General features: G+C 48.6%; 13 protein-coding genes. 3 read left to right on the plus strand and 10 right to left on the minus strand.

Features of this window, described 5'->3' with window-relative positions; genetic code table 11:
• Window positions 1-1,156 (minus strand): sodium/proton antiporter NhaB (gene nhaB / locus BZG83_RS02795; RefSeq protein WP_077479319.1); only part of this gene is annotated, 1,156 nt, incomplete at its 3' end.
• Between the two features lie 405 nt (window positions 1,157-1,561).
• Between nhaB and fadR the strand changes: the two genes are divergently transcribed.
• Window positions 1,562-2,413: a fatty acid metabolism transcriptional regulator FadR gene (fadR, locus tag BZG83_RS02800; protein ID WP_077479287.1), complete on the plus strand. Its 852-nt coding sequence runs from the start codon at window positions 1,562-1,564 to the stop codon at window positions 2,411-2,413.
• A 124-nt stretch (window positions 2,414-2,537) separates the two neighbouring features.
• Here fadR and BZG83_RS02805 read toward each other — a convergent pair whose 3' ends face one another.
• Genes BZG83_RS02805 through BZG83_RS02815 form a run of 3 tightly spaced genes read right to left on the minus strand, consistent with a single transcriptional unit; the run spans window position 2,538 to window position 7,374 of the window.
• Window positions 2,538-4,082 (minus strand): SpoVR family protein, encoded by a 1,545-nt coding sequence (locus BZG83_RS02805; protein WP_077479288.1) that lies wholly within the window; start codon window positions 4,080-4,082, stop codon window positions 2,538-2,540.
• A 41-nt stretch (window positions 4,083-4,123) separates the two neighbouring features.
• Window positions 4,124-5,398 carry a YeaH/YhbH family protein gene (locus BZG83_RS02810; RefSeq protein ID WP_077479289.1) on the minus strand — a complete coding sequence of 425 codons (1,275 nt, stop codon included), beginning with the start codon at window positions 5,396-5,398 and terminating at the stop codon, window positions 4,124-4,126.
• 41 nt (window positions 5,399-5,439) lie between these two features.
• Window positions 5,440-7,374 carry a PrkA family serine protein kinase gene (locus tag BZG83_RS02815; protein ID WP_069590012.1) on the minus strand — a complete coding sequence of 645 codons (1,935 nt, stop codon included), beginning with the start codon at window positions 7,372-7,374 and terminating at the stop codon, window positions 5,440-5,442.
• Window positions 7,375-7,693: 319 nt separating this feature from the next.
• On the opposite strand from BZG83_RS02815, the gene BZG83_RS02820 reads away from it, so the two are divergent.
• Window positions 7,694-8,449, plus strand: coding sequence for a MipA/OmpV family protein (locus tag BZG83_RS02820; protein ID WP_077479290.1), 756 nt, complete (start codon window positions 7,694-7,696; stop codon window positions 8,447-8,449).
• A 95-nt stretch (window positions 8,450-8,544) separates the two neighbouring features.
• Here the strand turns inward: BZG83_RS02820 and BZG83_RS02825 are convergent, their stop codons facing one another.
• The 3 genes from BZG83_RS02825 to BZG83_RS02835 all read right to left on the minus strand — a co-directional run bounded on the left by BZG83_RS02825 (window position 8,545) and on the right by BZG83_RS02835 (window position 11,743).
• Complete coding sequence (locus BZG83_RS02825) at window positions 8,545-9,438, minus strand: D-hexose-6-phosphate mutarotase (protein ID WP_077479291.1); 894 nt, start codon at window positions 9,436-9,438, stop codon at window positions 8,545-8,547.
• 92 nt (window positions 9,439-9,530) lie between these two features.
• Entirely contained in the window at window positions 9,531-10,526 is a 996-nt protein-coding gene (gene gapA / locus BZG83_RS02830; protein ID WP_077479292.1) for a glyceraldehyde-3-phosphate dehydrogenase, read from the minus strand.
• Window positions 10,527-10,885: 359 nt separating this feature from the next.
• Window positions 10,886-11,743 carry a DUF2989 domain-containing protein gene (locus tag BZG83_RS02835; protein ID WP_077479293.1) on the minus strand — a complete coding sequence of 286 codons (858 nt, stop codon included), beginning with the start codon at window positions 11,741-11,743 and terminating at the stop codon, window positions 10,886-10,888.
• Between the two features lie 152 nt (window positions 11,744-11,895).
• On the opposite strand from BZG83_RS02835, the gene BZG83_RS02840 reads away from it, so the two are divergent.
• On the plus strand, window positions 11,896-12,177 hold the full coding sequence (locus BZG83_RS02840; RefSeq protein WP_077479294.1) for a YeaC family protein: 282 nt from the start codon (window positions 11,896-11,898) through the stop codon (window positions 12,175-12,177).
• A 57-nt stretch (window positions 12,178-12,234) separates the two neighbouring features.
• Here BZG83_RS02840 and BZG83_RS02845 read toward each other — a convergent pair whose 3' ends face one another.
• The 3 genes from BZG83_RS02845 to ansA all read right to left on the minus strand — a co-directional run bounded on the left by BZG83_RS02845 (window position 12,235) and on the right by ansA (window position 15,453).
• Window positions 12,235-13,539 (minus strand): YjiH family protein, encoded by a 1,305-nt coding sequence (locus BZG83_RS02845; RefSeq protein ID WP_077479295.1) that lies wholly within the window; start codon window positions 13,537-13,539, stop codon window positions 12,235-12,237.
• Window positions 13,540-13,663: 124 nt separating this feature from the next.
• The gene (locus tag BZG83_RS02850) at window positions 13,664-14,332 is read right to left on the minus strand and encodes a glutathione S-transferase family protein (protein WP_077479296.1); all 669 of its coding nucleotides are present in this window, start codon (window positions 14,330-14,332) and stop codon (window positions 13,664-13,666) included.
• Window positions 14,333-14,439: 107 nt separating this feature from the next.
• Complete coding sequence (ansA, locus tag BZG83_RS02855; RefSeq protein WP_069590079.1) at window positions 14,440-15,453, minus strand: asparaginase; 1,014 nt, start codon at window positions 15,451-15,453, stop codon at window positions 14,440-14,442.
• Window positions 15,454-15,469 lie beyond the last annotated feature (16 nt).

Consider the following 15,469-nt stretch of genomic DNA (forward strand, 5'->3'; position numbering starts at 1 on the left):
CCTCCAACGACAGGACGAGATCGATCACAGGCGCAAATAAGTGTTGGTCGATAATCACGGCGACTACCGAGAAGAACACTGCCAACAGCGCGGTAAAGGGCAGCGCCTCTTCAAATGCTTTGCCGATGTGGTGTTCATCGATTACCCCGGTGAACGAGGTTGCCAAGATGATAATGCTAAGACCAATCAAGCCGACTGCGGCTAAGTGAAGGGCAAGGGCGGCAATTAACCAAACGGCGATCAACGCTTGAACCACGAGTTTAGCCACATCTTGTGGTGTGCGTTTGGCGCGTTGTGCTTTATCGTACTCCACCAGAATTTTAAGAACGTTATCTGGAAGCTGTGCGCCGTATCCGAATAGACGTAACTTTTCCACCAACACACAGGTGAGGAGGCCTGCGACAAAGACCGGCAGAGTCACTGGTGCCATCCGCAGAATAAACTCACCAAAATGCCAGCCAGCTTGATCGGCAATAATCAGGTTCTGAGGTTCACCTACCATGGTCATGACGCCACCGAGCGCGGTACCCACGCCCGCATGCATCAGTAGGCTGCGCAAGAAGGCGCGATAGTTTTCCAGATCGTTGCGACTGAGATCATCACTCAGGCTTTCATCTGAGGTGTGGTCATGCGYGGCGCCAAATTCTTTTCCTGAGGCAACGCGGTGATAAATTGAGTAAAAGCCCACGGCGACACTAATCACCACGGCAATCACGGTTAGCGCATCTAGGAAGGCGGATAGCGTCGCCGCCGCGACACAAAACGCGAGAGAGAGTGCAATTTTGGAACGGATCCCCAATAAGATTTTGGTGAAAATATACAGCAACAGCTGCTTCATAAAGTAAATCCCTGCCACCATAAAGACCAGTAGCAGCAAGACTTCAACGTTGGCGACCAATTCATGCTTTACTTGCGCGGGGCTTGTCATACCGATGGCGACGGCCTCAATCGCAAGCAGACCGCCCGGTTGCAGAGGGTAGCATTTTAGCGCCATGGCTAAGGTGAATATAAATTCAACCACCAGTAGCCAGCCGGCAATGAAGGGGTCAATCGAGAATACAATCGGGTTGATGATTAAAAAGGCGACAATGGCCAGTTTGTACCAATCTGGCGCTTTACCGAGAAAGTTCTTCAAAAAAGCGGTTCTGAGTGTCATGGTCTTAGCCATAGTGAARGTCTCATGGTTATGTATGCATCGTACAGGCGGCGCATGGCGAGAAAACACACGTACACAGAAACCATAGCAGCCCGTTTGAGAGAGCGATGGATCCAGTACGAGGAGCGGGTCACTGTACAAATTCGGTGTTCGGCAATGGCGAGCAGCGTAGGCGGTTGGTCGCAACTGCATGACGGATGTGCGCTATTTTGCCTTAGACATACTTTGTTACATCTTGTATGACATAATTTTGCGAATTATGCCCAGATTTTCATTGATCTGGTACAAAAATCTGCAGGATGTCACTTCATTGGCCCTGAAAACACGTAGCGGTTTCTGCCTGAAAAGACTAGTGGTATGATGAGTTATTAATCAGAGCAAGAAGCAAATTGGAATTAAGATTCAATGGTTATAAAGGCGGATAGCCCAGCAACGTTTGCTGAAAAATATATAATTGAAAGTATTTGGAATAATCACTTCCCGAAAGGGTCGATTTTACCGGCTGAGCGTGAATTATCAGAGCTTATCGGTGTGACCCGAACCACATTACGTGAAGTCTTGCAGCGCTTAGCGCGCGATGGTTGGTTAACTATCCAACATGGCAAACCGACCCGTGTAAACGATTATATGCGCACCTCTGGGCTGAGCATTCTCGATACGTTAGTGACGCTGGAAGGCCAAGATGTTCACGGTGTGCTCGAAGATTTGCTGGCGGCGCGCACCGATATTAGCGGTGTTYATATGCGCTATGCGGCAAAAAATCGCCCGCAAGAGTGCATTAATCTTATCGATCATGTGATTAAACGCTGTGAGCAAGTGCTTGAAAGTGAGAGCTTTGATCAGTTTATTGCCTTGATTGATGAGCAAGCCGAGGTGCTTAAAGACGTCAAGAAGATTCAAGATAAGTACGGCAAGCAAGATCCCGCATTGTGTGAGCGGATCTCAATGGGACGTGCCTTTAACCACTTCGATTACATGCTGTTCCAAGGCATGGCACATTATTCTGGTAATAAAGTGTATGTATTGACCATTAATGGCATGCGTCAGATTTATTCGCGAGTAGGTGGATACTACTTTATGGATCGCCGTGCTTGTGAGATTGCATTACGCTTCTACAGCGACTTGCGTGGTTTGATTGAAAACAATCAACATAATGCCATCAGCGATCGGGTGAAGCAGTACGGTCGTGAAAGTGGTGCATTGTGGTTTGGCAATCGTGAAACCATTGCAGCCAATATGGCCGAAGAAGAGGCCTAGCTGACGCATTACCTCAACCGAGGTGCGATATTGTTTTGCGTCTCATCGGTTTAAACAGTGAAAAGCCAGAGGCCTTGTGCCTCTGGCTTTTTTGTCTATCTATCTTAGGACGGGACAGGTGGCACTAACTACCGACTAACATGTCAGGGTCAAACTGCGGCCGTTTCGGACAGCTACTCAATATTTTCCCTCGTCCTTCACTGGTTTCCTCTTCGAGGATAACTTCAAATCCCCAAAGTCGATGGACATGCTTCAGCACCTCCTCATAGGAATTGGCCAAAGGGATGCGGTTATGAGGCACATAGCGCAGGGTGAGTGACCGATTACCGCGTAAGTCGACATCATAGACTTGGATGTTGGGTTCACGATTACTGAGGTTATATTGGGCTGAAAGTTTTTCTCTCAGCTGACGGTAGCCTTGTTCATTGTGAATACTGGTGACTTCGATATAGCTTTGCTTATCGTCATCATTGACGGCGAAAAGCTTCATATCGCGCATGACTTTGGGCGATAAAAACTGGCTGATAAAGCTCTCGTCTTTAAAGTTTGCCATCGCAAAATGCACCGTATCGAGCCAGTCCTTGCCTGCAATCTCTGGGAACCAGTACTTATCTTCTTCGGTTGGGTTTTCACACATTCGGCGAATATCTTGGAACATGGCAAAGCCAAGTGCATAGGGGTTAATCCCTGAGTAGTATTGGCTGTTGTAGGGCGGCTGTGCGACCACATTGGTATGGCTGTGCAAAAACTCCATGATAAAGCTTTCCGTCACCAAGCCCTCATCGTAAAGATGATTCAGTATGGTGTAATGCCAGAAGGTTGCCCACCCTTCATTCATCACTTGAGTTTGTTTTTGCGGATAAAAATACTGGCTAATCTTGCGCACTATGCGCACCACTTCACGCTGCCAAGGCTCTAGTAATGGCGAGTGTTTTTCAAAGAAATACAGCAGGTTTTCTTGCGGCTCGGCGGGGAAGCGTCGTTTTTCTTGTTCCTGTTCTTTATTACCACCAGGAATGGTACGCCACAGTTCATTCACTTGGGTTTGCAAATAATCTTCGCGGGCTTTTTGTCGCGCTTTTTCTTCCGCGAGAGAAATTTTCTGTGGACGTTTGTATCTGTCTACCCCGTAATTCATCAGCGCATGGCAAGAGTCGAGCAAGTTTTCGACTTCGGCGAGGCCATACTTCTCTTCGCATTCACTGATGTAATTTTTCGCAAACAGCAGGTAGTCGATAATTGAGCCAGCATCGGTCCAGGTTTGGAATAGGTAGTTGCCCTTAAAAAAAGAATTGTGCCCATAACAGGCATGAGCCATCACCAATGCTTGCAWGGTGATGGTGTTTTCTTCCATTAAATAAGCAATACAAGGGTCTGAGTTGATCACTATCTCATAGGCAAGTCCCATGTAACCGTGCTTATAGTGACGTTCTGTCTCGATAAACTTCTTGCCAAATGACCAGTGGTTGTAGTTTATCGGCATGCCAACGCTTGAGTAGGCATCCATCATTTGCTCGGCAGCGATAATTTCAATCTGGTTGGCGTAGGTGTCGAGCCTGTAGTGCTCGGCAACGCGCTTAATTTCCTTGTGATACTGCTCAAGCAGGTCAAAGGTCCAATCCGGCCCATCATGGAGCGGCGTCTTACGTTTGCCTTTAGTGACAGCCATACCTAATCTCCCTGAAAAAACATACCGATGCAGAGATGGCGTCAGGCTTCGACCTGACGCTTAAACAATTCGCGGAACACGGGGAAGATGTCTTCCGCCGAACGAATATTCTGCATCGCAAAGTTGTCATGACTTTCCGCGAGTGCCTCATATTCACGCCATAACGTTTGATGCGCGCGGCGCGTAATCTCGATATAGGCGTAATAGCGGCTGACCGGCAGTAAGCTTTTCTGCAGTAGCTCACGACAACCCGGTGAATCGTCTGCCCAGTTGTCGCCGTCAGACGCTTGGGCGGCATACACGTTCCACTCTGTGGGGTTGTACCTGTCTTTGATGATCTCATCCATCAAGCGCAATGCACTGGAGACAATGGTGCCGCCGGTTTCTTGCGAGTAAAAGAATTCGTGCTCATCGACTTCTTTTGCTTGGGTATGATGGCGAATAAAGACTACCTCTACATTTTTGTAGGTACGGGTTAGGAACAAATACAACAAGATATAAAAGCGTTTTGCGATATCTTTAGTCGCCTGATCCATTGACCCTGATACGTCCATCAGACAGAACATCACCGCTTGGCTACTGGGCTGTGGCCGTTTTTCGTAGTTTTTATAGCGAAGATCGAAGGTATCAATAAAAGGTACCGCGGCGATCTTGCTTTTCAGTGCTGCAATTTCCTCTTCAAGTCGCTTCATTTCCAAAGGCTGTGCTGGCTCAGAGTGACGCAAGCTTTCCAGCGCTTCCTCTAGCTCTGCCAGCTCTCGGCGCTTGCTCGCAGACATCGCGGTGCGACGCGCCAACGAGTTTTGCAACGAGCGCACAATGGCGATATTTGAGGGTACGCCATTGGAGGTATACCCCGCACGGTGGGTCTTATACTCCACCATTTTTTGCATTTGATTTTTCTTCAGATTGGGTAGCTCGAGATCTTCAAACAACAAGTCGAGATACTCATCTTTCGAAATTTGGAAGACAAAATCGTCTTGGCCTTCACCGTCTGGACTCGCTTGTCCGTCACCTGTGCCACCACCGCCTTCGCCACCGGGGGGGCGTGCAATACGATCGCCGGGGCTAAATTGGTCGTTGCCAGGATGGACAGCATCACGCTGTCCTCCTTTGCCTTGGTGAAAGGTCGGTTCACGGATGTCGCGTGATGGAATCGAAATATCCTCGCCACTTTCGACATCAGTGATTGACCGGTTGTTGACGGCGTCGGCGATTGACTCTTTTATCTGCCTTTTGTGGCGGCGTAAAAAGCGCTGTCGATTGACGGTGCTTTTATTTTTGCCATTGAGCCGACGATCAATAAAATGCGCCATAACTCTCTCCCGTCACGTGTGTCCGCCCTGAAAGGGATATGCTACGACGATTTACGTACGCGCAAATACCATTCAGATAGCAAGCGAACCTGCTTGCGGGTATATCCTTTTTCCATCATACGAGCGACAAAGTCGTCGTGTTTTTTCTGCTCGTCGCTAGACGTTTTGGTGTTGAATGAAATCACCGGTAGCAAGTCTTCGGTATTGGAGAACATTTTCTTCTCGATGACCGTTTTCAGCTTCTCGTAGCTGGTCCAAGCAGGGTTTTTTCCCTCATTATTGGCACGTGCACGTAGGACGAAATTGACGATCTCGTTACGGAAGTCTTTCGGGTTGCTGATCCCGGCAGGCTTCTCAATTTTCTCCAGCTCGCTATTGAGTGCCGAGCGATCGAACAGTTGGCCGGTGTCTGGGTCGCGGAACTCTTGGTCTTGAATCCAAAAGTCTGCATAAGTTACGTAGCGGTCAAAGATATTCTGACCATACTCCGAGTAAGACTCGAGATACGCCGTTTGAATTTCTTTGCCGATAAACTCGATATATTTCGGGATTAGATAGCCTTTTAGGTGCTCGAGGTAACGCTCTGCAATTTCTTGTGGGAATTGCTCACGTTCAATTTGTTGCTCAAGGACGTAAAAGAGGTGGACCGGGTTTGCGGCGACTTCTGCGTGGTCAAAGTTAAACACACGAGATAGGATCTTGAACGCAAAGCGGGTTGAGAGCCCATCCATGCCCTCATCAACCCCGGCGTAATCGCGGTACTCTTGGTACGACTTCGCTTTGGGATCGGTGTCTTTGAGGGTTTCACCGTCGTAGACGCGCATTTTCGAATAAATGGACGAGTTCTCAGGATCTTTCAAGCGAGAAAGCACCGTAAAGCGAGCGAGAATATCTAGCGTACTTGGTGAACAAGGCGCTTGTTTTAGCTCACTGTGCGACAAGAGTTTGTCGTAAATACGGATCTCTTCGGAGACGCGTAAGCAATAAGGCACCTTGACGATGTAAACACGGTCGAGGAATGCTTCATTGTTTTTGTTGTTGCGGAATGACTGCCATTCCGATTCGTTGGAGTGAGCGAGAATGATGCCATCAAACGGCAGGGCAGACAGACCTTCGGTCCCGTTGTAGTTGCCCTCTTGCGTCGCCGTCAACAAGGGGTGCAGCACCTTGATTGGTGCTTTGAACATTTCCACAAACTCCATCAGCCCCTGATTGGCCTTACACAGTGCGCCAGAGTAGGAATACGCATCAGGATCGTCTTGCGAAAAGTGTTCGAGCTGACGGATATCGACCTTGCCCACCAAGGAGGAAATATCCTGATTGTTTTCATCCCCGGGCTCGGTTTTCGCCACGGCGACTTGATTGAGTACTGAGGGGCGAACCTTCACGACTTTAAATTGACTGATGTCGCCACCAAACTCTTTAAGTCGCTTGGCGGCCCAAGGCGACATAATGCTACGAATATAACGCTGCGGGACACCGTACTCTTTTTCTAGCAGGTGACCATCCTCTTCAGCATCAAAAAGGCAGAAAGGATGATCATTGACCGGACTGCGTTCGCCGTTCGCGGTTAGCACATAAATCGGTACTTGCTGCATCAAGCTTTTCAGTTTTTCTGCAAGCGAGGATTTACCGCCGCCGACAGGGCCGAGTAAATAAAGGATCTGTTTGCGTTCTTCCAGCCCTTGCGCGGCGTGTTTGAGGTAGGAGACGATTTGCTCAATCGACTCTTCCATGCCATAAAAGTCTTCAAAGGTCTTATAGCGTGAAATAACACGGTTGGAGAAAATACGACTGAGCCGTGGGTCGAGGGAGGTGTCAATCTTCTCTGGTTCACCGATGGCCATCAACAGGCGCTCGGCGGCATTGGCATAAGCGCTGCGATCGTCTCGGCACAGATCCAAGAACTCCTGAAGGCTCAATTCTTCGTCTTTTGCATCTTCGTAACGCTGACGATAATGATCGAAAATAGTCATGGTCCTGCCCCCTAAATCGTCTGATAACTCATAAAGAAAAGGTGGTCCTTTGGCTGAATTTCCCTTTTCCTCATAATAATGTTAGACCCCAATCCACGATTTTGCGTGAAAGAATTGATTGTTTTTTCGATATTTTTTCCCCTACCATTGATAGGTAAATCAAATAGCCACGTGTAAGACAGCTTAGATTCAAGTTGTTGTAGTAGGCTGTCACGTTGAGAGGGTAATATCAGTGATGGTGTCCACGATAAGTGTGGTGTATGGACAGCTACTGGCCTAATTCTAAATTGTGCGTTGACCAGCAAATTAAGGAAGAAGAATGACTGAAAAGCTTGTTAAAGCGGCGGTGGCATCATGCCTACTACTCGCCGCGGGAAGTGTTTCCGCAGAAACACGTGTGTCTGCCGGTGTCCTCGCCGCCTTTTCTCCCCAACCTTATAAGGACACTGATACCGACCCGCTGATTGTACCGACCATTAATGTCGATACTGACCATTTCTATTTCCGAGGACTTACCGCAGGCGCGCGTTTGGCGCCAAAAGATGCCACGCATAACCTCGTCCTATCGACGACCTATGATCCACGTCGTTTTGATCCTGCAGATACCGATGACCCACAGCTAAGTTTACTTGATAAACGCGATACGTCGGTTGTTTTGGCTCTAGCGTATCAATACCACTCGCCAATCGGTCGATTTCAAGCGTTAGTCGGTGAGGGGGTGACCCATGATAGAGATGGCCTGTATGGGGAAGTCAGCTGGAAATATGGGATGAACCGCCAGCGATGGGGGATCTCCCCGGAAGTGGGGTATTCCTACAACAGTAGTGACCTTAATCAACACCTTTATGGGATCAGCGCCGCGGAGGCATCACGCTCTGGATTATCCGCCTACGAGCCCGGCTCTGCGGGACACTATTTTATCGGTGCTAGTGGTTATGTGATGCTGACAGAGCGCATCCAGCTGCTTGGTGGGGTGCGTTACACCAATTTAGATGACAACATTGCAGATAGCCCAATGGTAGACCAATCAACGGCGACTTCAGGCTACCTTGGAATGAATTATATTTTTTATTGATTCAGGCCCCCCAGCGAGCGGTCAGCCTGTTCGCTTGGCCGCGACCAACATGCAAACAGGCAGCGTAGGCTGCCTTTTTCGTGTTTGCAGATTACCTAGAGCAGTAACTCACCATGTTTTTCGTCATGAATACAGGTGTTCAGCGTGTGGCTTTCTCCCGGTGCTAGCTGAATACTGGGTTGCTCAATGGCGGCTTCAATACAGACAAAATGTAGATAGCCGTCGTCGTCCATATCAGACATTTGTACCGAAGCCGCTTGGCCTGGATTCCAGACGACTGCGCTCGTCTCGCCTTGATTATTGACGACAATACGTCGATACCCTGCCGTATCAGTCAGGGTTAATGACGAGGCAGAGTCGGTATAAATGCGGTCGACGGGCTCTTCAAAAGTCACGGTGCCAGAGGCGGGCTTTCTCTGTCCGTGGCTGAAGTTGTCGAGATAGTGGCTTCCCACACCCGCTACGGTTGCTTGTTCACTATCCGCAACGGAAAGGTAACTGTGCAGGGCGCCTCCGAACTCAAATGGCAGCGAGTCAGTGTTTTTTACCGTTAAAGCGACATCGAGCGTGTGGGTGAGCGTGAATGTCATAACGGCTTCAAAATCGTGTGGCCAAAGGGCACGGGTCGTCTCCGAGGGCGTCAGAGATAATTGTATCGTCACACCTTGCGTATTTTCTTCAATGTGTTGGATGTTCCACATAACGCGACGTGCAAAACCATGTGAGGGAGATCCCGTTTGGCCGAACCAAGGAAAGCAAACGGGAATGCCACCCCGTAGAGGCGTTTTTGCGTCATAGACTGCATTGCCACTCATCCAAATCAGTGGTTCCGCATCGCGTGGAGAAAATGACAGTAAGTGTGCCCCAAATTGACTGATAGTCGCATCACAGGCTGGATGTTGAATCCGAAGAACGGGGACGGCTTGGCGATAACATAAATCAACTGACGCCGAGAGCCGGCGCTCGAAGTGCAGAGTATGAGAAGTCATAATCGCGTCCTTTATTGCGCAGAAACGGCATAGAGCTCATAAACAAAAGGCGGCCAACGGCCGCCTTTAATCAATACTAGGCTAATTGCAACTTACTTAGAGATGTGTGCAACTAGGTCAAGTACTTTGTTTGAGTAGCCGATTTCGTTGTCGTACCAAGATACAACTTTAACGAATTTGTCGGTCAGTGCGATACCTGCTTTGGCATCGAATACTGATGTTTGTACTTCACCGATGAAGTCTTGAGAAACAACCGCATCTTCAGTGTAACCAAGAACACCTTTCAGCTCACCTTCAGACGCTTCTTTCATCGCGGCACAGATTTGCTCGTAAGATGCTGCTTTCTCTAGGTTGACAGTCAGGTCAACAACAGAAACGTTGGCAGTTGGTACGCGGAACGCCATACCAGTCAGTTTACCGTTCAGCTCAGGAAGTACTTTACCTACTGCTTTCGCTGCACCAGTTGAAGATGGGATGATGTTCTGAGACGCACCACGGCCACCGCGCCAGTCTTTCGCAGAAGGACCGTCAACAGTTTTCTGAGTTGCAGTAGTTGCGTGAACAGTAGTCATCAGGCCAGACTCGATACCAAACTTGTCGTTCAGTACTTTCGCGATTGGCGCAAGACAGTTAGTAGTACAAGATGCGTTTGAAACGATATCTTGACCCGCATACTCGCTGTGGTTAACACCCATTACGAACATTGGGGTTGCGTCTTTAGATGGACCAGTCAGAACAACTTTCTTCGCACCCGCTTGGATGTGTTGACGTGCTGTTTCGTCAGTCAGGAAGATACCGGTTGCTTCAGCAACAACGTCAACACCAGCCTCATCCCACTTAAGATCTGCTGGGTTGCGCTCTGCCGTTACACGTACTTTCTTACCGTTAACGATCAGGTTGCCGTCTTTCACTTCAACAGTGCCGTTGAAGCGGCCGTGAGTTGAGTCGTACTTCAGCATGTAAGCCATATACTCAACGTCAATCAGGTCGTTGATTGCTACTACTTCAATGTCTTCGCGCTCTACAGAAGCACGGAATACGAAGCGGCCGATACGACCAAAACCGTTAATACCTACTTTGATAGTCATTATGTTGCTCCACAACTTAATTTCTAGTGAGATGAAACTGGTAGTAAAATTACAGAATAGGACCCGTCCATGCAAGGGTAATCGCGCCCAAAATTGTTTAAAGTCAAAAAAAAGTACGGATTTTTTTTACATCACCTAAACATTTTGCGCCCCTGCGACTCTACCTGTCCCTTCTTTGACCAATTGGTACAAAGCGAAAGGATGAGGTATTGGATGACAGCTGGTGTATTGAAAAGCGTAGAAGCAGATGCGCGATCGTGAAAGGCAAGCACATCAATTCCGTTATCTGTCGAAGAGAGCTGGGTTTGAAAATAACTGACAAATAGAGAGAAGCGCCCGCGATCGCAGGCGCCTTGATGCTAGGTCGGTTCTTTGGGATCAATTGCGTTGACTAAAGTGGCTTCGAAATTACCGTCTCGGATTGCTGCAGAGATATCTTTTGCTATTGATTCCAACTGGTTGCGGCGCTCCTCTGATAGAGGATAGAGCCGTGCTAATCGGTCACTGTCAGCTATGGGTAAGTTATAGTCTTTACCCACTTTGGCCCATAGATACGCATGATCGAAGCGCTCTAATGCATGGTTAGTGGTCGCTAAGGATTTAATCGCTTCAGGGATCACTTCGTCACGTACCTCTTCATCGTTGCCGTCATACAGCTCAAGCACATGCAATAAGATACGAACGGTTTTGTGTCTGTCTCGGGAGACGTAATAGGTGGCGAGTCCAAGTTGAAGCTGAGGCGTTTCAAGATGCTGTGTCCCCTCAAGTTTTAGAAATTGAGGTAAAGCGCTGTTATCGCCTTGTGACCAGCGGTAATAAATCACCGGTGGCTGATACGAGTCTTTCAATTCACGTTCTAAGCGTTCGATAGAATCATAGGCGTGATAGACCGCTTCGGTACGCTTCGTTTTTCGCTCTTTTAGAGTGGTTGGTTCGATTCCCGCAACCAGCTCCATGCAGCGTAAATAGACTTGAGTCTGTTTGAGCTCGGCCAGCTTATTAAGATCACTGGGCTTTTCATCCACCGCTAACCGTTTGAAAATCAAGTCTGAACGCTCAAAACGGCATTGGCCATCACCAATATTTAACCCTTCGCACAATTCAGGATGCGTATCACACACTTGGTTGGTGGTCGGTTCTCCCTCACAACCAGCCAGTAGCAAAAGCATTGCGCCAGCAGAAGCAGCAGTGAGTGATTTAGGTAATCTTAAAGGCATGGTTGTTCGTATCCTCAATCAGTTGCGGTGAGTATACTTCAAATCTAAGTGTAGTTTATGTCCTAAAGCGTGATTTTGCGCACTGAACTCGAGATGCCGAAAGGCAGGTCGGTTAAGGCATAATAGGGACATGTCAAAAAGCGGAGCCATCCATGGATATTGAACAACTGTTAAAAGCGATGACACCAGAGGTTTACGATCGCTTATGTTATGCCGTCGAAACGGGAAAGTGGCCCGATGGAACAGCGCTTAACCAAACCCAGCGTGATCAAGCACTGCAAGCGGTGATGCTTTATCAATCGCGACATAACGAACAGCCACAGCATATGACGGTTGCTAAAGGTGGACAGGTGACGTTCAAGTCGAAAGCAGAGTTAAAGCGTGAGTTTGCGAAACCGGACGAAGCACGCATCGATGTACAAACCAAGCACTGATGTTTTGACGCGTCGATGGTACGCGCCGCCTGTTAAAGCGGCGCATTTTCGTGTTACTTAGCCAGCAATGAGCAATGCGAGCGGGATAGAAAGCATTAAACTTAATGCCGTACGCAATGCCCAAATCACCACCAATCGGAACACGCTGATTGGAATGCTGGTGGCGAGAATACAGGGAATCGATGCGGAGAAAAACAGTACGCTCGATACGCAAGTAATCGCCGCGCTAAAACGTAATACAAAGTCTGCCTCGCTCAGCAACAGCGCGGGCAGGAACATTTCTGCTAAGCCGGCAGATGCAGCTTGAGCAAGCTGATGGCCGTTATCTAGTCCCCATAGTGCGGTGATGGGATAAAAAATCCAGCCTAACCACTCAAAGACGGGGGTGTACTTGGCAGCTAACAACCCTAACAACCCCACCGACATGATCGCAGGCAAGATTGTCATCGTCATCAACAAGCCGTCTTTCACTGTGGCAATCAGGTTGTGACTGACTCGGCCTGCTTGAGCGGCTTGAGATAAGCCGGTTTGGTAGGCCAGTCCCCAGCGCTGTCCCTTGATGGCTTGCGGTTCCGGCGCTAGCACATTGTCACTTAAGCCTTTAATAGGCGGTAGTCGCACCGTAATGGCGGTGACGATAAAGGTGATGATTAACGCACTCCAAAAATACAGATTCCAGTGAGACATTAAATCGAGGGTACGGGCCACAATAATCATAAATGTGGCTGAGACGGTCGAGAAACCGGTTGCGATAATGGTGGCCTCTTTGACCGAATATTGCCCATTCTTGTAGACATTATCCGTAATGAGCAAGCCGAGTGAATAACTGCCAACAAACGAGGCGACCGCATCAATGGCTGAGCGGCCAGGGGTTCGCCAGATGGGGCGCATAATCGGCTGGAGCAAAATACCGATAAGCTCAAGTAAACCGTAACTGACCAAAAAGGACAGAAAAATCGCACCGACGGGGACAATCACGCCGACTGAGACCACTAGTTTGTTGAACAGAAAGGGCAGAATATCGGGCTCATGGAGAAAGGCTGGGCCAATTTTGGTGAGCGCCATGAACGCGCTAACGGCACCAATGCATTTTAATAACGTGAATAGCTTCTGTCCGCCGCTTTGCCGCCACTGCCCCGTCCACAGTGGCATAATGGCACCGGCTAAAATAATCATGAGCACATACAGGTTGATCAGGTTGCCAAAGGTGCTTTTTATCCAACTGACAAGGTGATCGAGCGGAATGGTGGTATTGCCATCAATAGAAATAGGGACGAAGAAAAACACAATGCCAATGGCACTCAGGCCGAACAGGCGCCATAACACCTGCGAATGGGAAGTAACTTGTCTGACGTGCTCCATGTCAGCCTCCAGCTATACAAAATCCTAGTTTTGTATATACCAGAATACAGGGTGTAAGGAATGCTGGTCGGCGAAAAGCGTAAAGGGACTCACAGTTTCCACCACCAGTGAGCATTGATCCCAACTAGTCGTTTGGCGCAGAGAGGCTGATTGGACTGGCGAAAAAAGGCGTCAATTGGTGGTTCTCTTCCTGCGCATAATCGTCAAACAGCGGATGCTGGCTGAGTGCTTCAAGATACTGATTTAGCTGGGTGTAGCTGCTGTCGAGCACCAGCCCTGCCATTTGAGCACAGCGAAATAGACTCCATACACTGATGGTTGCCATATTGACCTTATCCGCAGGAATATGGGTAAGGAGTTGTGATAGGTATTGGCAAGCTTCTGGTAGCGTTTTTAACGCATTATTGACGGCTTGGTGGTCTATGTCTTTTTCGAGCATATGACCCCGAACTACACGCTGATAAAACAAGGTATCCACGATTAAAGGGCTGAGATGGTGACGACAATACCACTCAATCCAGCGTATATCGGCACGGTGACGGGCATTGCCAGGATAAAGAAGAGGATCAGGGTACGCATCATCAAGGTACTCGGCCACGATTGTATCGTGATAAATCGTATGCCCGCCATCGAGCAGTGCAACGATTGTTTGCATGGGCGGGTGGCGCAGCACAACTTCATGCGCTTCAAACGGAGAAGCTGGGACCAGTTCGTAATTCAGTTGTTTAAATCGTAAAGCCAGCGCAATTTTTCGCGTTTGTGGTGATAAAGAATCACCGTGCAACACCATCATTGTGGAGACCCTGATCGGCGAAATGTATGAATAAATTAGCAGATAAAAAAGCCGACATCATTGTCGGCTTCACAAACTCATGATTTTTTGACCAAACTTGAGGCAAGCTAGTAATAGCTCAGCTCACCACGTAGATCCTTTTGCACCATGGTGCGTAGGGTTTCAAAAGGCAAGTCTTGGCTGAGCAAGAAATGGAGTTTGGCGAGAGCTGCTTCAGGCGTCATATCATAGCCGCTGAGTACGCCGGCATCAGCAAGGGCACAGCCAGTGGCATATCCCCCCATATTGACACGTCCAGCCAAACATTGGGTTAGGTTCAGCACCAACACTCCGCGTTCTGTTGCTTGTTTGAGTAGCGACAGTAGCTCAGGGTTTTGCGGAGCATTCCCTACCCCAAACGTAAGTAAAATCATGGCATTAACAGGTTGCTTTAATGCGTTGCGTACCACGTCGGGTGAGATTCCCGGGTACATCATAATCACCGCTACTGGCTGGTCGTTGATGGTATGTACTTTAAACGGACCTTGTGCCGGCTGATTAAGATCGGTGGCTTTCACTTCGATATGAATGCCCGCTTCCAACAGTGCGGGTAAATTCGGTGAAGTGAACGCATTAAATCCATCCGCATGCGATTTGGTACTTCGATTACCGCGAAGTAATTGATTATTGAAGAATAAAGTCACTTCATTTACCGGATAGTTCGCTGCAATATGCAGGGCGTTCAATAAGTTCGCCTGTCCGTCAGAGCGAAGCTCGGCAATGGGGATCTGAGATCCGGTGACAATCACAGGTTTTTCCAAGTTCTCTAACATGAACGACAACGCCGAGGCGGTGTACGCCATGGTGTCGGTACCATGTAAGATCACAAAACCATCGTAGTCGTCGTAATTCGCTCCAATATCGTCAGCAATGCGTTGCCAATCCTCTGGCGTCATATCCGATGAATCAATGAGTGGTTCGTACTCATGAATGGTAAAACGAGGCATTTCTGGACGATGGAATTCTGGCATGTTTTCGAGCTGTTGCTGTAGAAACCCAGAAACAGGCACATAGCCATGATCGGATTTCTGCATGCCGATGGTGCCGCCCGTGTAGGCGATATAAATATGTTTACGTTCCATCATGACAAATCTGCAT

The organism is Salinivibrio sp. PR919 (assembly GCF_001995355.1).
Lineage (GTDB): Bacteria > Pseudomonadota > Gammaproteobacteria > Enterobacterales > Vibrionaceae > Salinivibrio > Salinivibrio proteolyticus.